Raw genomic sequence first — 24,534 nt, 5'->3', positions numbered from 1 at the left:
GTGGCGGAGCTGACGGACTGGATCGGCCGGACCGAAGAGCATCACGACGTGATTCTGCCCCGGCCCGCGCGCTTCATGCAGGCGACGCTGGACCGGACGCCCTCGCTGGCCGAGGGCGACGCGCTGCCACCGCTCTGGCACTGGCTCTATTTCCTCGAGGCGGTGCCGGCCAGCGGGCTGGGCCGCGACGCGCATCCCAAACGCGGCGGCTTCCTGCCGCCGGTGGACCTGCCGCGGCGCATGTGGGCCGGCGGGCGGCTGGACTTTGCCGCGCCGCTGGTGCTGGGGCAGGCGGCGGTCAAACGCTCGACCATCCTGGACGTGACCGAGAAATCGGGCCGGTCGGGGCCGCTCTGTTTCGTGACTGTGCGCCACGAGATCCTGACGGGCGGGCAGGTGGCGCTGACCGAGGAACATGACATCGTCTACCGCGCCGACCCTGACCCGGCGGCGCCCGCGCCCGTGCCGCCCCGTGCGCCCGAGGGGGCCGAGGTGACAGAGACGGTGCAGCCGACGCAGGTCATGCTGTTCCGCTACTCGGCGCTGACCTTCAACGGCCACCGCATCCACTACGACGTGGATTATGCCCGGCAGGTCGAGGGCTATGAGGGGCTGGTCTTTCACGGGCCGCTGACGGCGACCTTGCTGGCCGATCTCGCCACGCGCAGCCTGGGCCAGCCCTTGCGCCGCTTTTCCTTCCGCGGCACCGCGCCGCTGGCCGGCATGGCGCCCTTCACGATCGCGGGCCGGCGGGTCGAGGGGGGCATGGATCTCTGGGCCGCGCGGGGCGACGGGGCGCAGGCGATGCAGGCCGAGGCGCGGGTCTGAGCCTCAGAGCCGGGCCAGCCGTCCCGGCGCGCCCTCGGGCAGCCGCCGCCCCGACAGCCGCGCCATGTGCCAGCCCAATGCAAGGTTGCTGGTGACCACCGGCAGGCCCAGCGCGGCCTCGGCCTCGGCCACGATCTCCAGCGCGCGCAGGTTGGTGCAGGAGACGAAGACCGCCTCGGTCCCCGGTGCCTGTCCGGCCTCCAGCACCGCCTCGAGGATCGAGGCGGGGGCGATCCGCGCCACCCGCGCCTCGACCTGTTCGCCAAAGCTGATGGCGTGGGTCACGAGATGGCCGGCCTCGGCCAGCCCGTCGCAGATCGGCTGCGCCACCGCCGCGATATAGGGCGAGACGACGGCGACTCGGCGCACCTCCAGCGCCGCCAGCGCGGCCAGCGTGCCGGTCATCGGGTTGGTGACCGCGCGCGTGCCGCAGGCGCTGCGGATCAACTCGCCCACCCGCGCCGCGCCGCTCAGCCGCGTGCCCGAGGTGCAGGCATAGGCGATCGCGTCGAAAGAGGCGGCCGCCGGCAGCAGCGCCGCCGCGGCGGGCAGGGCGGCCGCCATGTCGGCGATGGTCTCGGGCGTCAGGTCCGCGCCCGAGGGGATGCGCGTGACATGCAGCGCCACCTCGCCCGGCGGGAACAGGTGGCGCATGTCCTGCTCGACCGTCTCGTCGACCTGCAGCACGATCAAGCCCAGCGTCACGGGCTGCGGCACCGAGACGAGCGTATAGGGCCGGCTCATGTCCCCAGTTCCGGCAGCGTCGCGGGGGCGCGCGGCGACAGCAGCTCCGGCCCGTCCGCGCGCAGCACGATGTTTTCCTCGTGGCAGAGGATGCGGCCGGGCACGGTCTCGGCCGAGGGCTCCAGCGTCAGCACCATGTTCTCGCGCAGGGGCGTGTCGTCGCGCGGCGTGAAGGAGGGCCACTCGGTCAGGGTGATGCCCAGCCCGTGGCCCAGCCGCCCCTCGCAGGGCGTGGCGCCATGGGCGCGCGTGGTCTCGGACAGGATCGCATGCGCGTCGCGCGCGGTCATGCCGGGGCGCAGCTGGTCCAGCGCGGCCTCGGTCGCGGCATATAGCGCGTCCTGCGCCCGGCGCACCGCGTCCGAGGGCGGGCCGACCGACCAGTTGCGGTCGAAATCGCAGAAATAGCCCTGCCGCACGGCGCCGGTGTCCAGCATCAGCACGTCGCCCGGGGCCAAGGGGCGCGCATCGGCGGGCGAGATCACGTCTGCGTAGCCCTCCGGCCCCGCGCCGCCCGCCACGTAGGACACCCATTCGGCGCCTTCCTCCAGCAGGGCCGACTGGAAGGCGCGGAAGACGGCATCGAGTGGCGTGCCGGGCCCGGCAATGTCGGGCACGCGGTCGATGGCCCGCCCGGCAATGGCGCAGGCCTCGCGGATCAGGGCGACCTCAGGTTCGGACTTGATCTCGCGCACCCGCTGGACCGTGGCCGTCGCATCGACGAAGCGGCGCGGCGCCAGCGCGTCCCGCACCGCGTGATAGGTGCCGAGCGGGGCGCGCAGATGCGTCTCGAGCCCCATGGGCAGGCCGATCCGGCCGCCCTCAGACACCAGCCCGGCCAGGGTCTCGGTCAACAGGCTCACCCCGTCATCCTCCGGGTCCGGGCTGGGCCATGTGCGGATCACCTCCGCGTGGCAGCGCCGCATCAGCGGCGCGCCGATGGCCGGGATCACCGCGACCGGGCCGCCCGAAGCGGGCAGGAGGACGAACCACGGGCGCGCCGGGCTTTCCCAGAACCGGGTCAGGAAGCCCGTGACATAGAAGACATCCGCCGGCGTGGTCAGCAGCAGCGCGTCGATCCCGTCATGGCCCATGCGCGCCTGCAATGCGGCGGCGCGCGCCTCGAACGCGGCCGGCGGCAGGGGCGGGGCCCAGTCAGCCATCGGGCATCTCGGTCACGAAGGCCAGCACGCGGCTGTCGGCATCGAGACCGGGAAGCCCGTCCAGCAGCGCCGCCAGCCCCGCCCCGCCCGAGGGCGTGGTTTCGAACCCGTCCCTTGCGAGGGCCGGCAGGGCGGCGGCGACCGCGTCATCCGTCACCGTGACGGCCAGGTCCGCATCCCGTGACAGCCCGGCCAGCGCGATCATCGAGGGCGTCTTGCAATCCAGCCGCCCCATGGTCGAGACCGGCCCCGCCGTGTCGCAGACCCGGCCCGCGCGCAGGCTTTCCATCAGCGCGGGCGCAGCCTCGGGTTCCACCACGAGGATGGTGGGCGCGTCGCCCCAGACCTGCCGCGCATGGGCGGCCACCGCAGCGGCCAGCCCGCCCACCCCGGCCTGCAGCAGGACATGGGTGGGCGGCGTGCCGATCTGTTCGGCGGCCTCGGCGGCAAGCTGCAGGTAGCCTTCCATCAACCGGTGCGGCAGGTCTGTATAGCCGGGCCATGAACTGTCCGAGAGCAGGGTCCAGCCCTTGTCTTCGGCGGCGCGCTCGGCGGCGGCCATGCTGTCCTCGTAGGTGGCGCCCTCGCGCACGACCTCTGCCCCCTTGTCCCGCAGCCGGGCGGCAAAGCTCTCGGGCACGGTCTCGGACAGGTAGATCACCGCCCGCGCACCGAAGATCCCCGCCCCGGCCGCGACCGACATGCCGTGATTGCCCGCGCTGGCCGTGACATAGGTGTGCCCGGCCAGCGTGGTGCCGTCCGGCCCCGCGGGGGCCGCCTCCTGCGCCGCATGCGCGATGACATAGGCGGCGCCGAGCGCCTTGAAACTGCCCAGCCCCATGCGCCCCCGCTCGTCCTTGACATGGACCGAGGCGACCCCGGCCGCGGCCGCAATCCCGGGGGCCTCTGTCAGTGGCGTGGGGGCGTGGGCCGGGCAGGCGGCGAGGCTGTCGGCCACCGCCTGCGCGTCGGTGGAGGGCAGCGGCTCCAGCCCGGGGATCGGCGTGCCGCGATGGGGGTTCTTGAGCCAGTGCGCCATGATGTCCTCTCTTTTCGGCACCCTAGCGCAGCCGGCCGCCCGTGGCGACACCGGTCAGGCGCGGCGCGTGCGGGAGAGGACATTCCCCGTGCGCGCTGTCACTTGGTCAGGATCAGCTTGCCTGCATGGGTGATGCGCAGCGTGTAGACCGCATCGTCGAGGATGATCCGGGCCAGCCCCTCGCCCCCGACAAGCGCGCGAGCATCATGCACGGGCAGCCGGTCCACGGGGTCGCGGCGCTGCGCCTCGGGCGGGGTGCGGTCCATATGGCTCATGGCCGCGCCTCGATACGGTCGATCAGCGATTCGAGCGGAAAGTCGGGCGGCGCCACCAGGTCCACCGCCTGCTTGAGCGCATCGCGCCAGCAGGCTTGCTCCCCTTGGCGATACGCCTGTTCAGGTGCGAAAAGGTCGGGTCTGTCGCGCATGCGGGCCTCGTCTGCAACTGCGTCGCCGGCTGCCTCTCGGGTGGCGTGGGACTGTTTCCGATCATTTCCATCAACTATTCCAATGCTGATTGAAACAGTCAAGTTAAAACCAGCCTGTGGCTTGGCATCATGGTCCTGCGCGCCCCCTACGGTGCACGATGAAGAACGGGCCACCACCTTGATGCCGTCGGCGCGGGGTGGTTTGGTGACCATGGGCGCTGGGCCCGGGTGAGGGGGCGCGCATGAAGGTTCATATTCTCGACGACTGGTTCGACACGTTGCGGGGGCTGCCCTGTTTCCGGTTGCTCGACGGGCATGACGTGACCGTCTGGACCGATGCCGCGCCGGATGAGGACACGCTGGCCGCGCGGCTGGCCGAGGCCGAGGCGCTGGTGCTCTTCCGTGAGCGCACGGCGATCACCCGCAGCCTGCTGGAGCGCCTGCCGAAGCTGCAATTGATCGCCCAGCGGGGCGCCTATCCGCATGTGGACGTGGCCGCCTGCACCGATCACGAGGTGCTGTTCTGTTCGAAAAAGCCGCAGGACGGGGCGAATTACGCCGCGGCCGAGCTGACCTTTGCGCTGATGCTGGCGGCGATGCGGCAGATCCCGCAGCAGATGGCCTCGGCCAAGGCGGGGCAGTGGCAGATGGGTGTCGGCAAGACGCTGCGCGGCCGGGTGCTGGGGCTCTACGGGGTCGGGCGCATCGCGCGGGCTGTGGCCGGCTATGCCCGCGCCTTCGGGATGGACGTGATATGGTGGGGCTCCGAGGCCGGGCGGGTGCGTGCGCAGGCCGAGGGCGAGAGCGTGGCCGAGAGCCGCGCCGATTTCTTCGCCCGCAGCGACATCGTCTCGATCCACGTGCGGCTGACGCCCGAGACGCGCGGCATCGTCACGGCCGAGGACCTGGGCCGGATGGCGCCCGGGGCGGTCTTCGTGAACACCTCGCGCGCGGGGCTGGTGCAACCCGGCGCGCTGCTGGCGGCGCTGGAGGCCGGGCGCCCGGGTATGGCGGCGGTGGACGTGTTCGACACCGAGCCGCAGACCGACCCGTCTGACCCGCTGTTGTCGCATCCCAACCTGATCTGCACCCCGCATATCGGCTTTGTCACCGAGGACGAGTTCGATAACCAGTTCTCGGACATCTTCGAGGAAGTGGCGGCCTATGCCGCGGGCGCGCCGATCCACGTCATCAACCCCGAGCTGCTGCGCAAGGGGTGAGCGCGCGGCACGGCCCCCCTTTTCACGAGGGCCCGGCTTGTCCATTATCCTCGGGATGTGCCGGGCAGGGGAGCGCGCGAGATGGGATGGTTGAGGGATGAAACCGGTCTGGACAGGACCGAGGCGAATTACACGCCGCTGACGCCGCTGTCCTTCCTGAAACGCGCGGTGCAGATCTGGCCCGACCACCCGGCGGTGCTTTACGGGCCACATCGCAAGAGCTATGCCGAATATGTCGAGCGGGTCACGCGGCTGGCCTCGGCGCTGGCGGGCGCGGGCGTGGCCCCGGGCGACGTGGTGGCGACGATCCTGCCCAACATCCCCGCCCAGGCCGAGGCGCATTTCGGCGTGCCGGCCTGCGGCGCGGTGCTGAACGCGATCAACACGCGGCTGGATCCCGACACGGTGGCCTATATCCTCGATCACGGCGAGGCCAGGCTGGTGCTCTGCGACACGCAGTTCCTGCCCACTCTGGCCGAGGCGATCGAGCGGATGGAGTCCGCGGCGCCGCAGGTGATCGAGGTGCCCGACGATTTTGCCGGCGTGCATCGCCATTCGGACTATCCGCAATACGAGGATTTCCTGGCTGGCGGCGATCCGGAGTTTGTCTGGCACATGCCGCAGGATGAGTGGGAGAGCCTTGCGCTCAACTATACCTCGGGCACGACGGGGCGGCCCAAGGGCGTGGTCTATCACCATCGCGGCGCCTACCTGAACGCCATGGGGCAGGTGCTCAGCTGGCGGATGACGCTGAACCCGGTCTACCTGACCATCGTGCCGCTGTTCCACTGCAACGGCTGGTGCCACACCTGGATGATGCCGGCGCTGGGCGGGACCGTGGTCTGCTGCCGCGACATCACCGCGCCGGCCATCTTCGACGCCATTGCCGACGAGGGGGTGACCCATTTCGGCGGAGCGCCCATCGTGCTGAACATGCTGGTCAACGCGCCGGCCGAGCAGCGCCGCAACTTCGATCACGTGGTCGAGGTCTTCACCGCCGGCGCGCCGCCCGCGCCGGCGACCCTGGCCAAGATCGAGCCGATGGGCTTCAACGTCACGCAGGTCTACGGGCTGACCGAAGTCTACGGGCCTGCCACGGAATGCACGTGGAAGGCCGAATGGGAGCCGCTGCAGGGCGCCGACCGCGCCGCGATCAAGGCGCGGCAGGGCGTGGCCATGCCCTTCATGGAAGAAGTGCGCGTCACGGACGAGGCGCTGGCCGACATTCCGCGCGACGGCGAGGCCAAGGGCGAGATCATGTTCCGCGGCAACGGCGTGATGAAAGGGTATTTCAAGAACCCCAAGGCCACGCAGGAGGCCTTTGCCGGCGGTTATTTCCATTCCGGCGACATCGCCGTGCACCATCCCGACGGCTACGTGCAGATCGCCGACCGGGCCAAGGACATCATCATCTCGGGCGGCGAGAACATCTCGTCGGTCGAGGTCGAAAGCTGCCTGATGGGCCATGACGCGGTGCTGCTTTGCGCCGTGGTGGCCAAGCCGGACGAGAAGTGGGGTGAGGTGCCCTGCGCCTTCGTCGAGCTGAAGGACGGTCATGACGCGACCGAGGCGGAGCTGATCGCCTATGCGCGTGAGCGGCTGGCCGGGTTCAAGACTCCCAAGACCGTGGTGTTCCGGGAATTGCCCAAGACCTCGACGGGCAAGATCCAGAAATTCGAGCTGCGCGGGCTGGCGAAGACGCTCTAGGCCCGCGTGCGGTGGTCAGGCCGCCTGCGGCAGCTCCACGGTCTCGATTTGCGAGCGCAGCACCGCGGGGTCGTCGGCCCGTGCCAGCGCATCGGCCCAGAGCGCGTTCTCGATCCGGTCCTCGCTGGCGGTCAGCGGTGCGTCGCAGCTGGCGGCGATACGCTGCAGCCCGGTGGCGGTGTGCAGGGTGACGAGGGCCTCGAAGCAGGCCTCGGCGGCGTTGTAGGTGATCGTTCCGATCTGCGGCGTGTTGTGCGCCATGCTCATGCCTCCTGAAGAGCGGTCCACTTGGGTCATCCTGTGGATAACTGCCAGATGGTGTCAGAGTTCCGCAGTGTCGAGAGGCAGGCGCGATCTGTCGACGGGGAAAAACCCGACCTTGCGCGCATTTCCGCCCAAGGCCCGGCGCGGTCACGCGGTCCGGTTGGCCTGGCGCGCCTGCGGCGAGGCCAGTTCGGCAAGGATGCCCTGTGCCGCGGCGCGCGGATCGGCGGCACGGTGGATCGGGCGGCCCACGACGACGTGGTCGGCGCCGTCACGGATCGCCTGCGCCGGGGTCGCGATGCGTTTCTGGTCGCCGGTCTCGGCGCCCACCGGGCGCACGCCGGGGGTGACGATCAGCCGGCCCTCCGCCTCGGGCAGGGCGCGGATCAGCGCCGCCTCGTTGGGCGAGGCGATCACGCCGTCGGCGCCGGCCTCGAAGGCGCGGCCGGCGCGGGTCGCGACCAGGTCGGGAATGTCGCCCGCCTCGATCATCGCGGCGTCGAGGTCGTCGCGGTCCAGCGAGGTCAGGATGGTCACCGCGAGAATCTTGACATCGCTGCCCGCCGCGCCCTGCTTGGCCGCGCGCACCACGTGCGGATCGCCATGCACGGTCAGGAAGTCGAGATCGAACTGGGCCAGCCCGCGCACCGCGGCCTCGACCGTGGCGCCGATGTCGAACAGCTTCATGTCGAGGAAGATGCGCTTGCCGTATTCGCCCTTGAGCTCGTTTGCCAGCGCCAGCCCGCCGCCGGTCAGCATGCCCAGCCCGATCTTGTAGAACGACACCTCGTCCCCCAGCCGTCCGACAAGGTCCAGCCCGCTGAGCACATCGGGAACATCGAGGGCGACGATCAGGCGGTCATCGGACATGGGCGGGCTCCTCTTGCGCGGTTGTGGCTGCTTAGGACGTCCGCCCCGCGCACGCAAGCTCAGCCGCGCCACGGCTCCAGCGACGGCGCAAGGCGCAGGGCGCAGTCCTCGTCCGGACTCAACAGATGCGTGCCGAGCGGGGCGTCCGCCGCGCCTTGCCCTTGCAGCGCCACGAAGAGCCGCGCGCCAAGGTCCACGTCCTGCCCCGGGCCGATCATGAACTCCATCCCGTGCAGGCGGAACCGCGCGTCCTGCCGTGCGCCGTCCGGCCGGACCAGAACGCAAGGAAAGGCCCGGCCGCCATGGCCATGCCTCGGCCACAGCCGTTCGGGGAAGTCGGGAAACAGCGCCAGTGTCCCGGGCGGCCCGAACGGCGCGTGTCCGGTGACGGTGAGCAGTCGGTAGAGCGGGGTCATGCGGGCAGGATAGGCGCCAACGGTCCGGGCGCCCAGTCATGGACGCGCCGACGTGACAGGGGGTGCCCGGCGCGGCGGGGGCTTGCGCAGCTCGGCCGGCAGAACGCCCGGGGCAAAGCGCAGCCGACCCCCGCCGCCGAGATCTGGCACCCGCCGGGCCTGGCGCAGGGCCTGGGCCAGCACCATGAGGCGGTGGCGTGTCTCGACGATCTCGACCTGGCGCGGTAGCGTCAGCGGGATTTGCACCCGCAGCCGTCCCGCGACCAGCGTGACCGCCCCGGCGCGCGCCCCGCCCTCGAACCCCGCGATCTCGATCTTCCTGACATACATGGCCTGGCCCTCCATCCGCGCCGGACCCTTGCAGCCGGGGCTTAAGATTCGATGGAGATGCATGTTGCGAATTTGCAACGCCCGGGTCTTGAACCGGGCCGGGCGCGCCGCCATCTTGATCGCGAGGCCCCGAGGCGTCGCGTGCTGCACCAGCAGGCGCGGACAGGACAGCGGGGCGCTTGAACGGAAGGAGAAAGTGATGAACTTGGAGAAGTTCACCGAACGGTCGCGCGGCTTCATTCAGGCGGCCCAGACCATCGCGATGCGCGAGAGCCACCAGAAACTGGCCCCCGAACACCTGCTCAAGGCGTTGATGGACGACGACCAGGGGCTGGCCTCGAACCTGATCGGGGCGGCCGGCGCCGATGCTGCGCGCGTCGTGCAGGTGCTGGACACCAAGCTGGCCAAGATCCCCAAGGTCTCGGGCGATGCCGGGCAGGTCTACCTGGATTCGGCCACCGGCAAGGTACTGGACGAGGCCGAGAAGATCGCCACCAAGGCGGGGGACAGCTTTGTCCCGGTCGAGCGCATGCTGATGGCGCTGGCCATGGTCAAGAGCCCCGCGAAAGAGGCTCTGGAGGCCGGTCGCGTCACGCCGCAGGCGCTGAACGAGGCGATCAACGACATCCGCAAGGGCCGCACCGCCGACACGGCGAATGCCGAGGAGGGTTATGACGCGCTGAAGAAATACGCGCTGGACCTGACCGAGCGCGCCGAGCAGGGCAAGATCGACCCGATCATCGGCCGTGACGAGGAGATCCGCCGCGCCATGCAGGTGCTGTCGCGCCGGACCAAGAACAACCCGGTGCTGATCGGCGAACCCGGCGTCGGCAAGACGGCCATCGCCGAGGGGCTGGCGCTGCGCATCGTCGATGGCGACGTGCCGGAAAGCCTGCGCAACAAGCGGCTGATGGCGCTCGACATGGGCGCGCTGATTGCCGGCGCCAAATATCGCGGCGAGTTCGAGGAGCGGCTGAAGGCCATCCTGAAGGAGATCGAGGCCGCGGCCGGCGAGATCATCCTGTTCATCGACGAGATGCACACGCTGGTGGGCGCGGGCAAGGCGGACGGGGCGATGGACGCCTCGAACCTGCTGAAACCGGCGCTGGCCCGGGGCGAGCTGCACTGCGTCGGTGCGACCACGCTGGACGAATACCGCAAGCATGTCGAGAAGGACGCGGCGCTGGCGCGGCGCTTTCAGCCGGTCATGGTCGAGGAGCCGACGGTCGAGGACACGATCAGCATCCTGCGTGGGATCAAGGAGAAATACGAGCTGCACCACGGCGTGCGGATCTCGGACTCGGCGCTGGTCTCGGCGGCGACGCTGTCGCACCGCTACATCACCGACCGGTTCCTGCCGGACAAGGCGATCGACCTGATGGACGAGGCGGCCAGCCGCCTGCGCATGGAGGTGGACAGCAAGCCCGAGGAGCTGGACGCGCTGGACCGCGACATCCTGCAGAAGCAGATCGAGGTCGAGGCGCTGCGGCTGGAGGATGACCAGGCCTCGAAGGACCGGCTCGCCAAGCTGGAGAAGGACCTTGCCGACCTGCAGGAGCAATCCTCGCAGATGACCGCGCAATGGCAAGCGGAGCGTGACAAGCTGGCTTCGGCCCGCGAGCTGAAGGAGCAGCTGGACCGCGCCCGGGTGGAGCTGGACCATGCCAAGCGCGAGGGCAATCTCGCCCGCGCGGGCGAGCTGTCCTACGGCATCATCCCGGGGCTGGAAAAGCAGCTGGCCGCGGCTGAAGAGGCGGATGACGAGCTGATGGTCGAAGAGGCCGTCCGCCCGGAACAGATCGCCCATGTGGTCGAGCGCTGGACCGGTATTCCGACCTCCAAGATGCTGGAGGGCGAGCGCGAGAAGCTGCTGCGGATGGAGGATGACCTGCATCGCCGCGTGGTCGGCCAGGACCAGGCCGTCAAGGCGGTGGCCAACGCGGTGCGTCGTGCGCGTGCCGGGCTGAACGACGAGAACCGGCCGCTGGGCTCGTTTCTCTTCCTCGGCCCGACCGGTGTCGGCAAGACCGAGCTGACCAAGGCCGTGGCCGAGTTCCTGTTCGACGACGATGCCGCCATGGTGCGCATCGACATGTCGGAATTCATGGAGAAGCACTCGGTCGCGCGGCTGATCGGGGCGCCCCCGGGCTATGTCGGCTATGACGAGGGCGGTGTCCTGACCGAGGCGGTGCGGCGCCGGCCCTACCAGGTCGTGCTGTTCGACGAGGTCGAAAAGGCGCATCCGGACGTGTTCAACGTGCTGTTGCAGGTGCTCGATGACGGGGTGCTGACCGATGGCCAGGGGCGCACGGTCGATTTCAAGCAAACGCTGATCGTGCTGACCTCTAACCTCGGCTCGCAGGCGCTGTCGCAACTGCCCGAGGGGGCGGACAGCAGCCAGGCACGGCGCGACGTGATGGACGCGGTGCGGGCGCATTTCCGGCCCGAGTTCCTGAACCGGCTGGACGAGACGATCATCTTCGACCGGCTCAAGCGCGGCGACATGGACGGCATCGTCGACATCCAGATGGCGCGGCTGCTCAAGCGGCTGGCGGCGCGCAAGATCCGGCTGGAGCTGGACGCCGATGCGCGGCACTGGCTGGCCAACGAGGGCTATGACCCGGTCTTCGGGGCCCGCCCGCTGAAGCGCGTGATCCAGAACGCGCTGCAGAACCCGCTGGCCGAGATGATGCTGGCTGGGGACGTCACCGACGACGACACGGTGGTGGTCAGCGCCGGCGCCGATGGCCTGATCATCGGCGACCGGGTCGGCGCCACCAACCGGCCCAAGCCGGACGATGCTGTGGTGCACTGACCCCCGCCCGACACGCGAAAGGCCCGCCGAACCCGGCGGGCCTTTTTCATTGTCCCGTCGCGGTTGTCATTCCTGTCAGGCCGGCGCCTCGGCGGTCTCGTCCCGGCGCGCCCGCCGGGGCAGGCGTTCGCCCAGCATCAGCATGGCCGGGGTCAGGACCAGCGTCAGCAGCGTCGCCACGACGAGCCCGCCGACGATGGCGCTGGACAGTTCGGTCCAGTACTGGGTCGAGGGCGCGCCGAAGACGATCTCGCGCGTGAAGAAGTTCAGGTTGGCGCCCAGCACCATGGGCATCAGCCCCAGCGCCGTGGTGACCGAGGTCAGCACCACCGGCCGCAGGCGTTGTGCGCCGGTGCGCAGGGCGGCCTCGCGGGCAGGCATACCGCCGCGGCGCAGGTCGTTGAACGTGTCGATCAGAACGATGTTGTTGTTCACCACGATCCCCGCCAGCGCGATCACCCCGATGCCGCCCATGACCACGCCGAAGGGCCGGCCCGTCACGATCAGCCCCAAGAGCACGCCGGCCACGGAGAAGACGATGGCGCTCATCACCACGAAGGCCTGGTAGAACGAGTTGAACTGCAGAACGAGGATCACCAGCATCAGCAGGATCGCGGCGACGAAGGCGCCGATCAGGAAGGCCATGGTCTCGGCCTGGTCCTCGGCCTCGCCGGCAAAGCTGTAGCTGACGCCCTCGGGCAGATCGGCCTCGTCCAGCGCGGATTGCAGCGCGGTGATCTGGTCATTGACCAGCAGGCCGGGGGCGACATTGGCCTCGATCGTGACCACGCGGCTCTCGTCGATGCGGGTGATCGTGCCAGTGCGCTCCGAGGGCGCGAAGGTGACGAAGTTCGAGATCGGCACGAGACCGGAGGTGGTCGGCACCCGCAGGCTGCTCAGCTCGGCCAGCGAGCGGTCCTCGGCCGGGAAGCGCACGCGGATGTCCAGCTCGCCATCGGCGTCGCCGGGGCGGTAATCGGCCACCGCGATGCCCTGGGTCAGCAGCTGCACCGCCTGGCCCAGCAGGCTGACATCGGCGCCGTAGCGCGCGGCCTCGGCGCGGTCCACGAGGATCGAGACCTCGACCCCCGGCAGCGGGCGGGTGTCGGTCACGTCGGTGAAACCGCCGATCCGTTCCATCAGCGCCAGCACCTGCTCGACCGCGTCGGCCTGCACCGCGGGGTTGCGCGCGGCCAGTTGCAGGTTGACGGGCTTGCCGCTGGTGGGCCCGCCGCTTTCGGTCTGGACCTGCACGTCGATGCCGGCGATGTCGGCCACGTCGGCGCGGATCTCGGCGCCGATCTCGGCGGCGGGGCGGCGCGTGTCCCAGTCGGTCAGCTCCAGCTGCAGCGTGCCGATGGTCTCCTCGTCGCCCTGTCCCGCGCTCATGGTCGAGCGGGCATAGACGGTGGCGATCTCGGGATAGTCCAGCAGGCGCTGCTCCACCCGGCGCACCAGCCGGTCGCGTTCGTAGATCGAGAAATTGTCGCGCGCGCGGACCTGCACCTGCATGAATTCCGGCTCGACCGAGGGGAAGAAGCTCAGCCCCTTGCCGAACTGGCCATAGAGGCCAAAGCCCCCCAGCAGCAGCGCCAGTGCCAGCAGGACGGTGGCGCCGGGGCGCAGGATCGCCCATTGCAGCAGCCGCACGTAGCGCCCGGTCAGCCCGCCGATGCGGCGCGGATCGCCCTGTTCGGCATCGTGCAGCGCGCGCTTGGCGGCGGCGGTCTGAGGCTGGCGCGTGCCGATCAGCCCGCCGAGGACGGGGATGAAGACCAGCGCCATGAAGAGCGAGGCAAAGAGCGTCAGGATCACGGTGATCGGCAGGAACTTCATGAACTCGCCCACCATCCCGGTCCAGAACAGCAGCGGGAAGAAAACGCTGAGCGTGGTGGCGGTCGAGGCGATGATCGGCCAGGCCATGCGCTTGGCCGCGGCGGCATAGGCGGCGCGGGGGCCGGCGCCCTCCTGCAGGCGGCGGTCGGCCAGCTCGGTCGTGACGATGGCGCCGTCTACCAGCATCCCCACCACGAGGATCAGCGAGAACAGCACCACGATGTTCATCGTGTAGCCCATCGCCCAGAGCGCGGTGACCCCGGCGAGGAAGGCACCGGGAATCGCCAGACCGACCAGGATGGCCGAGCGCAGCCCCAGCGCGAAGACCACCACGATCATCACGAGGATCACGGCGGCGATCACGTTCGCCTCGAGATCGGACAGCAGCGTCTCGACCTGCTCGGACTGGTCCTGCAGGTAGGTGATCTGCACGCTGTCGGGCCATTCGGCACGCATTTCCGCCAGCGCGGATTTGGTGGCGGCGACCGTGTCGATGATGTTCGCGCCCGAGCGTTTCTTGACCTCGAGCGCCAGCGCCGGCTGGCCGTCGATCCGGGCAAAGCCCGTGGGGTCGTCGAAGGTGCGGCGGATCGTGGCCACGTCCTCGAAGGTGACCACCGCGTCGCCACGCACCTTGACCGGGATCTCCATCACGTCCTGCAGGTCCTCGATCAGCCCGGGCACCTTCAGCACGATGCGCCCGCCGCCGGTCTCGATCGCGCCGGCCGCGATCAGCCGGTTGTTGCGCTGCAGCTGGCCGATCAGCTCGTCGAAGCTGAGATTGTAGGTCTGGAAGACCGTGGGGTCGATCAGCACCTCGAGGAACTCGTCGCGCGCGCCGCCGATATCGACCTCGAGCACGCCGGCCAGCCCCTCGATGGTCTCCTGCGCCTCGTCGGCAAGATCGTTCAGCGTGCGCTCGGGCACGGGGCCAGAGATGATGGCGGTGATGATCGGGAAGAGCGCGGTGTTGATCTCGGTGATGGTCAGGTCATAGGCATCCTCGGGCAGGTCGCCCTCGACCCGGTCGGCGGCCTCGCGCACCTTGTCCAGCGCCTCGTCGATATCGCCGCCGGGCGTGAATTCCAGCTGCACGCTGGCAAAGCCCTCCGAGGCGTGGCTCTCGATCTTCTCCAGCCCGGTGATGGCGGCAAACTCGGCCTCCATCGGCTCGATCAGCAGCCGTTCGGCATCCACCGGGCTGATCCCCTCCAGCCCGGTCGAGACATAGACCAAAGGCAGCGGCACCTCGGGATTGGCCTCTTTCGGGATCGAGACATAGGCATAGGCGCCGACGCCCAGGATGGTCAGCAGCGCCATCAGGACCACGCGCATGCGCGAGAAGGCGGCGTCGATCAGCGTGTTCATGGCTCAGCCCCCCTGGCCGGCGCGGTCGGGCGCCTGCGACGGGTCGACCGTCTCGCCCTCGTTCACGAAGCCCTGGCCCACGGTGATGATCCGCGCCATGTCGGGCAGCCCGGTGACCCAGAGCCCGCCGATCTCGGCGCGCACGATCTCGATCGGGTGAAAGGTGACCATGTCCGCGTCATCCACGGCCTTGATGCCCAGCCGCCCCTCGGGGCTGAGCGAGACGGTCGAGGGCTGGACGAAATGCGCTTCGGCCTCGCCGGTGGGAATGCGGATCTCGGCCGAGATGCCGGCGGGGATGGCGCCGTCGGAATTGGGCACGTCGATCTCGGCCAGGAAGGTGCGGGTCTCGGCGCTGGCCGAGGTGCCGACGAAACTGACCGTGCCCTCGCGCTCTTCGCCGGTGATGAAGCTCACCCGCGCCGTCTGCCCGTTCCGCAGCCGCCCCAGCGCCTGCTGCGGCACCTGGATGGCGACGGTCAGCGGGCGGTTGTCGACGATGCGCCCGACCTCGGCGCCGGCCTGCACGAATTCGCCGGGATCCAGCGTCAGCGTCTCGATCCGGCCGGCAAAGGGCGCGGTGACCTCGAGCGATTCGATCGCGTCCTCGGCCGCGGCGACCGAAGCCTCGGCGGCGGCCAGCGTGGCGCGGGCCTGGCTGACGCGGTCGGCCGTGGCCACGCCGCGGTCGAGCAGTTCGGAGGCGTTGTCGAACTCGCGCTGCGCCCGGGCCAGCTCTTCGCGCGCGCGGGTCAGGTCGGCCTCGGCCCGCCGGGCGGAGAGCCGCGCGATCACCGCGCCACCGGTCACGTCTGCGCCCTTGGAGACCAGCACCTCGGCCACGTCGCCCGAGGCCTCGGCCCGGATCGAGGTGTCGCGGTCGGGCAGGGCCTGCCCCTCGGCCTGGAACCAGAGTGTCACCGGCTCGGCCTGCGAGGGCGTGACGGTGACCGCCACCGGTGCGGCGCCGTTGCCACCCTCGCCCGGGGTCTGCGCCTCCTCCGAGGGCAGGATGAAGCCGCTGCCCATCCAGGCCGTGATGGCCAGCACCAGCGCGGCGGCGATCCAAGTCGAGCGCGATGCGCCCTTGTCCGTGTCGAAGGACAGCCGTTCGGTGGTCTCGCTCATGGTCCTGATCCTTGCACTGTCGACCCGCGCGGGGCCCGATGGCGCGCCCGCAGGCACGGGCTACCGCATCTGGCAATGCATCGGAAGCGCGCCCCGTTCCCCTTATCGCGAGATCGTGTCGCCTGCCGCCGGTTTGTGCGTGGCCTTGGTTTTGGCCGGGCCGGGTCAATGCCAAGGCCCCCGCGGTCTCCCGCGGGGGCCTGTGCGCACCAGTCGGATCGGCCGTCGGTTGCTCAGAAGAGGAAGTCCGAGGCGTCGAGATCCCCCGCCGACATGTTCAGCAGCGTCAGGTCATTGTTGGCGTCGAGGTCGATGACCACGTTCGCGCCGACCTGCGTGACCGTCAGGTCGCCGAAGCCGGTGATGCCCGCCCCTGCAAGACCGGTCAGGTCGATCACGTCCACGCCATCCTCGAAATCGGTGATCGTGTCGTCGCCGGCCTTGGTGCCGAAGACGAAGCTGTCGGCCTCTGAGCCGCCGGTCAGCAGGTCGCGGCCGCGCCCGCCCTCGATCGTGTCGGCGCCGGCATCGCCAAAGAGCTTGTCATTGCCGTTGCCGCCCAGCAGCACGTCATCGCCGTCGCCGCCCGAGATCACGTCGTTGCGGTGCCCGCCATCGAGGCTGTCGGCGCCCGCATCCCCGTTGATCTTGTCATTGCCCTGGCCGCCGAGGATCGTGTCGTCGCCCGCGCCGCCGGTCAGCGTGTCCTTGTCATCGCCGCCGTCGAGCGCGTCGTTGCCGGCGCCGCCCGCGACCTTGTCGCGCCCGTCCCCGGCAGAGATCACGTCGTCGGAACCGGTGCCGGTCAGCTTGTCATTGCCCGCGGTGCCGGTGATCGGGTCGGCCACCATGCCGAAATCCGCGGCGTCCAGATCGGCCGCCAGCGTGTTGGCCAGTTTCAGTGTGTTGCCGCCGCCGAAATCCACCACCGTGTCGGTACCGTCATCGGTGATCGTCATCTCGGACAGCGAGGAAATGCCTAGCCGGGTGACGTCGATCTGGTCGGTGCCGCTTTGGAAATCGGTGATCAGGTCCTGCCCGGCGCCGGGCACGATGACGAACAGGTCCGCGCCGCTGCCGCCGGTCATCGTGTCATTGCCAAGACCGCCCTCGAGCGTGTCAGCGCCTGCGCCGGCATCCACCACGTCGCCATCCTTGCCGCCGACCAGCATGTCGTCGCCATCGCCACCTTCGAGCGTGTCGGCCCCGTCGCCGCCATTCACGCTGTCATTGTCGGCCCCGCCCGAGAGCGAGTCGTCGCCCTGGCCGCCCAGCACCGTGTCATTGCCCGCGTCGCCCGAGAGCAGGTCGTCATCTGCGCCGCCGTTCAGCTGGTCGTTGCCGTCCCCGCCGGTGATCTCGTCATTGCCGGCCTGGCCGAAGACGCTGTCATCGCCGCCATTCGCGACCATCGTGTCATCGCCGCCCAGCAGGTTCACGTCATCCGCGGTGGGCAGGCCGGTCACGTCATCGGCCTCTTCGGTGACCTGGTAGGGATCGGCCTCGGCGATCTGGATCGAGTAGGATTCGTTGGGCTGGAGCGCGTCCCCCTGGATCGCCAGCGAGAACCACTGCGTGTTGGTCGGCGTGAAATCCATCTCGATCGTGTTGCCGTCGACGCGGATATCCTCGAGCTGCAGGAATCCGGTGTAGTGCATCTGCTGGCCCTGGGTGTGCGGCACGCCATCGGTCAGGTGATACCCGAAAGAGTGGAAGTTCATCGGGTTGACCACGACCAGCGCGTGGAAGCCCGAGATGTCGTCGACCGTTGCCGTGATCGTGTAGGTCTTGCCGCCTTCCAGCACGGGCAGGTTGATGCCGTCCTGCGTGTCCAGCCCCCCGATCGTGCCGGTGAAAGTGTCATCGAAGCCGATGCTGAAGGAGCCTGTCGCCCATGCGTTGATATTCGAGTCGCTCGTTTCGTTGATGATTGCCATGTGGTCGCTTTCGCTCGTTAGGTTGCGTATCCGGCGGGCGGCCCCTGAGGGACAGCGGAACGTACCCGTCCTGACCCAGCGTTAGCGGCGCGGCATGGCGCGGCGGGGGTCGGAAATGGTTAATACTGCGAAAGATTCTGGCTTGGGCGGGCGCGGCCCCGGTCGTTTGCGGCCATGGCAAGGCGGTGGTTTCTGCAAAGGAAACGGCCCGCCTGCGGGGCGGGCCGTTGTGCCATAATGGTTAACGACGGATTGGGGCAGCGTCAGAACAGGAAGTCGGACGCGTCGATATCCGCGGCCGAGACGTTCTGCAGCGTGATGCTGTTGTCGCCCGCCAGCGCGACGACCGCATCCGCGCCCACCTGGGTCACGGTCAGATCGCCGAACCCGGTGATCCCCTCGGACGCATAGCCCGACAGGTCGATCAGGTCCTCGCCATCGGTGAAATCGGTGATGGTGTCGTGGTTGGAGCGGCTGGCAAAGACGAACAGGTCGGCATCCGCGCCGCCGGTCAGGATGTCGGTATTGCCCCCGCCGTCGATTGTGTCTGCGCCGTTTCCCCCCTGCATCGTGTCCTTGCCGCCGCCGCCGCTCATCTCGTCTGCGCCGTTGCCGCCGCAGATCTTGTCGTTGCCATTGTCACCGAACATCGTGTCATTGCCGTCTTCGCCGTAGAGACGGTCGTTCTTGTTGCCGCCATCGATGTCGTCATCGCCGGCCCCTCCGAAGATCAGGTCGTTGTCCGCGTTCCCCGCAAGGCGGTCGTTACCGTCCTCGCCGTAGATCTTGTCCTGTCCCGATCCGCCGGAAATGGTATCGTCCCCCGACCCCCCACGAAGTGTGTCCCGCCCGGTGCCGCCCGCGATATTGTCATCGCCGCCATAGCCCCAGACGCGATCGCTGCCGCTCTTGGCTTCGACCAAGTCTGCGCCGCCTGTTCCGTGCAGACGGTCGCCTCCTCCGGTCGCGTCGAGCGGATCGGGTGCCGCAACCAGCTCAAAGTCGCTGTTCGAGAGCGCATTGGGCGCGACGTCGTCCAATATCAGGGTGTTGCCATTGCCGAGGGCGATTCGTGCCGACCCGCCTATGTCATCGATCTGCAAATTGGCAATGTCCCATATCCCGATCGTGGTCAGGTCGATGGTATCGGTGCCGACCTCGAAATCGGTGATCGTGTCGTTTCCCGTTTGCCAGCCATCGATGACGAAAACATCCGCTCCCGACCCGCCGGTCTGGAGATCGTCGCCCTTGCCGCCGATCAGAGTGTCGTCGCCGGTGCTTCCGACCAGTGTGTCGCTGTCCTGTCCACCATTCAGGCGGTCGTTGTCGTTGCCGCCATAAAGATAATCATTGTTGTTGCCGCCGAAGAGCGTGTCATTGCCGGTGCCGCCAAATAGCATGTCATCGGCGTTGCCACCGTCCAGCAGATCGTTCCCGGTACCGCCATAAAGGCTGTCATGGCCACAGGCCCCGATCAGCTCGTCGTCGCCGCCGTTCCCGAATATCTCGTCGCTGCCGTTGCCGCCCAGCAGCGTGTCGTTTCCTTCGCCGCCCTCGATATAGTCGGCGCCGTTGTCGCCCATATAATAGTCATTGCCCCCGAGCAGGGAAATGATGTCCCGGGTCAGCGTGCCGTACAGGCTGTCATCCCCGGAAGTTCCGAATTGCATCGGCATGGCAGAGTCCTTCGTTCAATCCTCGTGGTGTCGCCCCAACACCCAGATTGCCGAAAGGCCGTCCGCCCGTATCACCGCCTCGTCTTGGTCTTTTGTTGGTTAATGAAAGACTACGCCGCGGGTGGGAAATGTGCAAAGAAAACGGCGCAAAGCGGGCTGATCCGGTCGGAATTGCCGCAATGCGCCGTCTCATTAGAAGCGAAGGCGGGACAATGCCCGCCTCCGTCAGAAATTGTTGCCGTTATTCCGGCAGGATCACGCCGTCGATCACGTGAATCACGCCGTTCGAGGCCTCGATATCGGCCTGCACGACGTTCGCACCGTCGACGGTCACACCGCCTTCGGTCATGATGGTCACGTCGCTGCCCTGCACGGTGGTCGCCATCATGTTGTTCGACAGGTCGGACGACATCACCTTGCCCGGGACCACGTGATAGGTCAGCACGGCGGTCAGCTGGTCCTTGTTCTCGGGCATCAGCAGCGTGTCGACGGTGCCCTCGGGCAGTGCGGCAAAGGCTTCATCGGTCGGGGCGAAGACGGTGAAGGGGCCTTCGCTCTTGAGCGTGTCCACGAGGCCGGCCGCGGTGGCCGCGGCGAGCAGCGTCTCGAACGTACCTGCGTTCGCGGCCGTGTCGACGATGTCCATCGAGTGGCCACCGGCCAGGGCCGGGGTCGCGAGGAACGTTGCGGCGGTCAGGGCGAGGTAGGTTCTGCGAAGCATCAATAGTCCTCCATTTCACACGTTTCACGATTGAAACGTTGCGAGGGTTACGGGCCCTCGGAGGATATGGATCAGCATCGAATCCGCGTGAGACGGGCTTGACGCGGACCGGGGCGCCGCTAAGCGCGGCGCCCCGGATTTTTCGAATGAAAACTTCGTGATAGAAAAATGCGCCGCGGCGTCAATCCAGGCCGATCGCGGCCCGTGCAATTCCGTCCAGAAGCGCCTCGACCTGCTTCATCGGGCCCTCGGGAAAGGCCTGGAAGCCGATCGTCGTGGTGTCCGGCGTGTCAGGGCGGACGAAGACGAAGATGTCATAGGGGCAGAACCGGATGTTCATCGGGTCGGCCTCCATCACCGCGCGCGAGATCTTGGCCGAACAGAAGCTGTAGATGTCGGCCGCCTCGAACAGCACCACCTCCGAGCCGAGATCGGCGCGGGTGCGCTCCAGCATGGCGCCGGTATGGCTGACGCTGTCGATCACCAGTCCCTCGTCGAGGATCGCGCTTTCCAGCCCGAAGATCACGTCGTCAAAGCTCTGGTCCGTGTCATAGGTGATGACGTCGCCCGCGCTCGCCGCGGTCGCGGCAAGGCACAGCGCGGCGGCGGCCAATGGATGTCTCATGTCCTCTCTCCCTTCGCGAGGACCGTGCAAGGGGGCTGCCATCGGTCCGTCATGATGGCACAGTAGGCGAAGACAGCCGGTTTGCCCTTGAGGCAAATCAACACATTCGGGGGGTGGCATATGGAATATGCAATGGCGGCGCTGCAATACCTTGCGCTCTTGTTCGTCTTTCTGATCGGCGTCGCGACAGCGCTGGTCATCGCGTTCTACTTCATCGACAAGTCGCAGACCTCGGACGCGATCCGGCGCAACTACCCGGTGATTGGGCGGTTCCGCCACCTGTTCACCGAGCTGGGCGAGTTCTTTCGCCAGTATTTCTTTGCCATGGACCGCGAGGAGATGCCGTTCAACCGGGCCCAGCGCAACTGGGTGGCGCGCGCCACCAAAGGCAAGGGCAACACGGTGGCCTTCGGCTCGACCCGGAACCTGAACGTGCCGGGCACGCCGATCTTCATGAACGCGGTCTTTCCGCCGCTGGACGACCAGTACGCCTCGACCGAGCCGATGGTGATCGGGCCGCATGCGCGCGACCCCTTTTCCGCGCGGTCGATCTTCAACATCTCGGGCATGTCCTACGGCGCCATCTCGAAACCCGCGGTGCAGGCGCTGTCGCGTGGTGCCAAGGAGGCGGGGATCTGGATGAATACCGGGGAAGGGGGGCTGTCGCCCTATCACCTCGAGGGCGGCTGCGACATCGTCTACCAGATCGGCACTGCCAAGTTCGGCGTGCGCGACGCAGCCGGCAACCTGTGTGACGAGAAGCTGCGCGAGGTCGCGGCGCATCCACAGGTGAAGATGTTCGAGATCAAGCTGAGCCAGGGCGCCAAGCCGGGCAAGGGCGGCATCCTGCCCGCCGCCAAGATCACGCCCGAGATCGCGGCGATCCGCGGGCTCAAACCCGGCGAGGACGGCATCTCGCCCAACCGCCACCGCGAGGTCGACGATTTCGGCGACCTGCTGGACCTGATCAACCACGTGCGGGACGTGACGGGCAAGCCGGTGGGCATCAAGACCTGCCTCGGCTCCTCCGATCCGTGGATCGCCTTCTTCGAGCTCATCCAGGAACGCGGGGTCGAAAGCGCGCCCGACTTCATCACCATCGACGGGGGCGAGGGCGGCACCGGCGCGGCGCCCATGCCGCTGATTGACCTTGTCGGCATGCCCCTGCGCGAGGCGCTGGTGCGCATGGTCGACCTGCGCGACCGCTTCGGCATGCATGACCGCATCCGCATGATCGCCTCGGCCAAGCTGGTGAACCCCTCGGACGCGGCCTGGGCGATCTGCGCAGGCGCGGATTTCGTCGTCTCGGCGCGCGGCTTCATGTTCGCCCTGGGCTGCATCCAGGCGCTGAAATGCGACCGCAACACCTGCCCCTCGGGCGTGACCACCCATGACCGCCACCTGCAGCGCGGGCTGGTGCCGGACGAGAAATACATCCGTGTCGCCAATTACGCGCGCTCGATCATCAACGAGGTCGAGACCATCGCCCATTCCGTCGGCGTGGCCGAGCCGCGGCTGATGCGGCGGCGCCATGTGCGGCTGGTGCGCGACGATGGCAGCTCGGTCCAGATGAACGAGCTCTACCCGTCGGTGAAGCTGGCCCCGCCGCCCGAGGCTGCGGCCGAGTAGGCGGCAACTGTTTCAGCCCCGCCACGCCAACGTGAGAAGGCTTTTGTTTGAGGCGCCGCGCCGCCCGCTTATCTTTCCGTCAACGCCGGACAAGAGGAGCATCCCATGGCCTATCGCTGGAAGAACGACCTGACCCGCGCCGACGCCACGCCCGAAGCGGTCTTTCTGAACCGCCGCCGGGTGCTGGCGGGCCTCGGCATCGGGGCCGCGGGGCTGGGGATCGCCGGGCTTCCCGGCCGCGCGCAGGCGCAGGATGCGCTGGAGCCCAACAGCTGGGAGGACATCACCTCCTACAACAATTTCTACGAGTTCGGCACGCGCAAGGACGATCCCAAGCGCAACGCGCACATGCTGACGACCGAGCCGTGGTCCGTGACGATCGACGGCATGGTCGACAAGCCCGGCGATTACGCCTTTGCCGACATCATGAGCCAGATGAGTGTCGAGGAGCGCATCTACCGCCTGCGCTGCGTCGAGGCCTGGTCGATGGTGGTGCCGTGGAACGGGTTCGAACTGGCCGACCTGCTGGACCTTGCCGGCGTCAAGCCCGAGGCGCGCTATGTCGCCTTCGAGACCGCCTACCGCCCCGAGGAAATGCCGGGCGTGCGCTTCCCCGTGCTGGACTGGCCCTATGTCGAGGGGCTGCGGCTGGACGAGGCGCGCCACCCGCTGACCATCATGGCCACCGGCATCTACGGGCGCGACATTCCCAACCAGAACGGCGCGCCGCTGCGGCTGGTGGTGCCGTGGAAATACGGCTTCAAGTCGATCAAGTCGGTGGTGCGCATCACCCTGACCGATGAACAGCCGCCCACCTCGTGGAACAAGAGCCAGCCCAGCGAGTACGGCTTCTATTCCAACGTGAACCCGAACGTGGACCATCCGCGCTGGAGCCAGGCGACCGAGCGGGTGATCGGTTCGGGCGGTGGCGGCCTCCTCGGCCGGTTGCAGGTGGAGCGTCAGCCCACGCTGATGTTCAACGGCTACGAGGACGAGGTGGCCAGCCTTTACGAGGGCATGGATCTGCGTGAAAACTTCTGAGCGGCTGACGTCATGACCCTGACCGACCGGCTGAACGGCGCGGCGCGCCGCGTGCCCACATGGATCCTCTACCTGCTGCTCTTCCTGCCGGCCCCCTATTATGTCTGGCAGGGCATGACGGGAGCGTTGGGGGTAGAGCCCGTGCGCACGCTGGAACATCTGCTGGGGGAGATGGCCCTGCAATTGCTGATCGCGGGACTCTGCATCACGCCGCTGCGCCGACATCTCGGGGTGAACCTGCTGCGGTTCCGGCGAGCCATCGGGCTGATGGCCTTCTTCTATGTCACGCTGCACCTGCTGGTCTGGCTGGTGCTGGACGTGCAGATCGCGGCGCAGATCTGGGCCGACATTCTCAAGCGCCCCTACATCACCATCGGCATGGCCGGTTTCGGTCTCCTGATTCCGCTGGCGCTGACCTCGAACAACTGGGCGGTGCGCCGGCTGGGGCCGCGCTGGCGGCAATTGCACAAGCTGACCTATGGCGCGGTGCTGCTGGGGGGCGTGCATTACCTCATGCTGTCAAAGGGCTTCCAGCTGGAGCCCTTGCTGTACCTGGCCGCGATTCTGGGCCTGCTGTCCCTTCGCCTTCGTTTTGGTCGTCTGTTTGGCCGGTTTGTCCGGGCCTGAGTCCCGGTTGGCTCGCCTGTCTTGTCGGGGTTTTTGGTGTGAGTCTGTGGGTGAGTTTGTGGATAAGTTCGGGCGAGTCGGGGAATGGTGGGTTTGAGGGGTGGTCTGGCGTGGGTTTTGGGG

Annotated in this window: 22 protein-coding genes; 7 read left to right on the top strand and 15 right to left on the bottom strand. The window is 68.3% G+C overall.

The window, feature by feature from the left end:
* Nucleotides 1-828, top strand: a complete 828-nt coding sequence (locus AVJ23_RS11195) for an HTD2 family dehydratase (RefSeq protein ID WP_058862288.1) — start codon at nucleotides 1-3, stop codon at nucleotides 826-828.
* A 3-nt stretch (nucleotides 829-831) separates the two neighbouring features.
* Here the strand turns inward: AVJ23_RS11195 and AVJ23_RS11190 are convergent, their stop codons facing one another.
* From AVJ23_RS11190 to AVJ23_RS22835, 5 genes are all read right to left on the bottom strand, one after another.
* A complete protein-coding gene (locus tag AVJ23_RS11190) occupies nucleotides 832-1,572 on the bottom strand; it encodes a maleate cis-trans isomerase family protein (protein ID WP_058862287.1) in 741 nt (246 codons plus the stop codon).
* Nucleotides 1,569-2,735, bottom strand: coding sequence for a M24 family metallopeptidase (locus AVJ23_RS11185; RefSeq protein WP_058862286.1), 1,167 nt, complete (start codon nucleotides 2,733-2,735; stop codon nucleotides 1,569-1,571). The genes AVJ23_RS11190 and AVJ23_RS11185 overlap by 4 nt, the downstream gene beginning before the upstream one ends.
* Nucleotides 2,728-3,774, bottom strand: coding sequence for a pyridoxal-phosphate dependent enzyme (locus tag AVJ23_RS11180; protein ID WP_058862285.1), 1,047 nt, complete (start codon nucleotides 3,772-3,774; stop codon nucleotides 2,728-2,730). Before AVJ23_RS11180 ends, AVJ23_RS11185 begins: the two co-directional genes overlap by 8 nt.
* 98 nt (nucleotides 3,775-3,872) lie before the next feature.
* Entirely contained in the window at nucleotides 3,873-4,040 is a 168-nt protein-coding gene (gene hemP, locus AVJ23_RS22255; protein WP_084794509.1) for a hemin uptake protein HemP, read from the bottom strand.
* A gap of 5 nt (nucleotides 4,041-4,045) precedes the next feature.
* A complete protein-coding gene (locus AVJ23_RS22835) occupies nucleotides 4,046-4,414 on the bottom strand; it encodes a hypothetical protein (RefSeq protein WP_157772665.1) in 369 nt (122 codons plus the stop codon).
* A gap of 29 nt (nucleotides 4,415-4,443) precedes the next feature.
* Here AVJ23_RS22835 and AVJ23_RS11175 point away from each other — a divergent pair, with 29 nt between their 5' ends.
* Entirely contained in the window at nucleotides 4,444-5,421 is a 978-nt protein-coding gene (locus AVJ23_RS11175) for a D-2-hydroxyacid dehydrogenase family protein (protein ID WP_058862284.1), read from the top strand.
* 81 nt (nucleotides 5,422-5,502) lie between these two features.
* On the top strand, nucleotides 5,503-7,128 hold the full coding sequence (locus AVJ23_RS11170) for an AMP-binding protein (RefSeq protein WP_058862283.1): 1,626 nt from the start codon (nucleotides 5,503-5,505) through the stop codon (nucleotides 7,126-7,128).
* A gap of 15 nt (nucleotides 7,129-7,143) precedes the next feature.
* Here the strand turns inward: AVJ23_RS11170 and AVJ23_RS11165 are convergent, their stop codons facing one another.
* From AVJ23_RS11165 to AVJ23_RS11150, 4 genes are all read right to left on the bottom strand, one after another.
* Entirely contained in the window at nucleotides 7,144-7,389 is a 246-nt protein-coding gene (locus AVJ23_RS11165; RefSeq protein WP_157772664.1) for a hypothetical protein, read from the bottom strand.
* A 150-nt stretch (nucleotides 7,390-7,539) separates the two neighbouring features.
* Entirely contained in the window at nucleotides 7,540-8,262 is a 723-nt protein-coding gene (pyrF, locus tag AVJ23_RS22830) for an orotidine-5'-phosphate decarboxylase (protein ID WP_058862282.1), read from the bottom strand.
* 59 nt (nucleotides 8,263-8,321) lie between these two features.
* On the bottom strand, nucleotides 8,322-8,678 hold the full coding sequence (locus AVJ23_RS22825; RefSeq protein WP_058862281.1) for a hypothetical protein: 357 nt from the start codon (nucleotides 8,676-8,678) through the stop codon (nucleotides 8,322-8,324).
* Nucleotides 8,679-8,714: 36 nt separating this feature from the next.
* Nucleotides 8,715-9,248, bottom strand: coding sequence for a hypothetical protein (locus tag AVJ23_RS11150; protein ID WP_157772663.1), 534 nt, complete (start codon nucleotides 9,246-9,248; stop codon nucleotides 8,715-8,717).
* Here AVJ23_RS11150 and clpB point away from each other — a divergent pair.
* On the top strand, nucleotides 9,208-11,823 hold the full coding sequence (gene clpB, locus AVJ23_RS11145; RefSeq protein ID WP_058862279.1) for an ATP-dependent chaperone ClpB: 2,616 nt from the start codon (nucleotides 9,208-9,210) through the stop codon (nucleotides 11,821-11,823). The two genes, AVJ23_RS11150 and clpB, sit on opposite strands and share 41 nt — an antisense overlap.
* 75 nt (nucleotides 11,824-11,898) lie before the next feature.
* Here the strand turns inward: clpB and AVJ23_RS11140 are convergent, their stop codons facing one another.
* The 6 genes from AVJ23_RS11140 to AVJ23_RS11115 form a co-directional block, all read right to left on the bottom strand.
* Nucleotides 11,899-15,027, bottom strand: a complete 3,129-nt coding sequence (locus AVJ23_RS11140; protein WP_058862278.1) for an efflux RND transporter permease subunit — start codon at nucleotides 15,025-15,027, stop codon at nucleotides 11,899-11,901.
* 3 nt (nucleotides 15,028-15,030) lie between these two features.
* Nucleotides 15,031-16,155 (bottom strand): efflux RND transporter periplasmic adaptor subunit, encoded by a 1,125-nt coding sequence (locus tag AVJ23_RS11135; RefSeq protein ID WP_058862277.1) that lies wholly within the window; start codon nucleotides 16,153-16,155, stop codon nucleotides 15,031-15,033.
* Between the two features lie 233 nt (nucleotides 16,156-16,388).
* Complete coding sequence (locus AVJ23_RS11130; RefSeq protein WP_058862276.1) at nucleotides 16,389-18,092, bottom strand: calcium-binding protein; 1,704 nt, start codon at nucleotides 18,090-18,092, stop codon at nucleotides 16,389-16,391.
* Between the two features lie 263 nt (nucleotides 18,093-18,355).
* Nucleotides 18,356-19,768 (bottom strand): calcium-binding protein, encoded by a 1,413-nt coding sequence (locus AVJ23_RS11125; protein WP_058862275.1) that lies wholly within the window; start codon nucleotides 19,766-19,768, stop codon nucleotides 18,356-18,358.
* Nucleotides 19,769-20,009: 241 nt separating this feature from the next.
* Nucleotides 20,010-20,489 carry a fasciclin domain-containing protein gene (locus tag AVJ23_RS11120; RefSeq protein ID WP_058862274.1) on the bottom strand — a complete coding sequence of 160 codons (480 nt, stop codon included), beginning with the start codon at nucleotides 20,487-20,489 and terminating at the stop codon, nucleotides 20,010-20,012.
* Between the two features lie 181 nt (nucleotides 20,490-20,670).
* Entirely contained in the window at nucleotides 20,671-21,114 is a 444-nt protein-coding gene (locus tag AVJ23_RS11115) for a DUF302 domain-containing protein (protein ID WP_058862273.1), read from the bottom strand.
* A 120-nt stretch (nucleotides 21,115-21,234) separates the two neighbouring features.
* Between AVJ23_RS11115 and AVJ23_RS11110 the strand changes: the two genes are divergently transcribed.
* From AVJ23_RS11110 to msrQ, 3 genes are all read left to right on the top strand, one after another.
* Entirely contained in the window at nucleotides 21,235-22,743 is a 1,509-nt protein-coding gene (locus tag AVJ23_RS11110) for an FMN-binding glutamate synthase family protein (RefSeq protein ID WP_058862272.1), read from the top strand.
* Between the two features lie 105 nt (nucleotides 22,744-22,848).
* Nucleotides 22,849-23,784 carry a protein-methionine-sulfoxide reductase catalytic subunit MsrP gene (msrP, locus tag AVJ23_RS11105; RefSeq protein WP_058862271.1) on the top strand — a complete coding sequence of 312 codons (936 nt, stop codon included), beginning with the start codon at nucleotides 22,849-22,851 and terminating at the stop codon, nucleotides 23,782-23,784.
* Nucleotides 23,785-23,796: 12 nt separating this feature from the next.
* Entirely contained in the window at nucleotides 23,797-24,411 is a 615-nt protein-coding gene (msrQ, locus tag AVJ23_RS11100; RefSeq protein WP_058862270.1) for a protein-methionine-sulfoxide reductase heme-binding subunit MsrQ, read from the top strand.
* Nucleotides 24,412-24,534: the final 123 nt, after the last annotated feature.

It is taken from the genome of Pseudoponticoccus marisrubri, from assembly GCF_001482405.1.
In the GTDB taxonomy this organism is placed as follows: domain Bacteria; phylum Pseudomonadota; class Alphaproteobacteria; order Rhodobacterales; family Rhodobacteraceae; genus Pseudoponticoccus; species Pseudoponticoccus marisrubri.
Note: the sequence above shows the minus strand (reverse complement) of the source record. Positions and strands in the feature narration are given on the sequence as shown.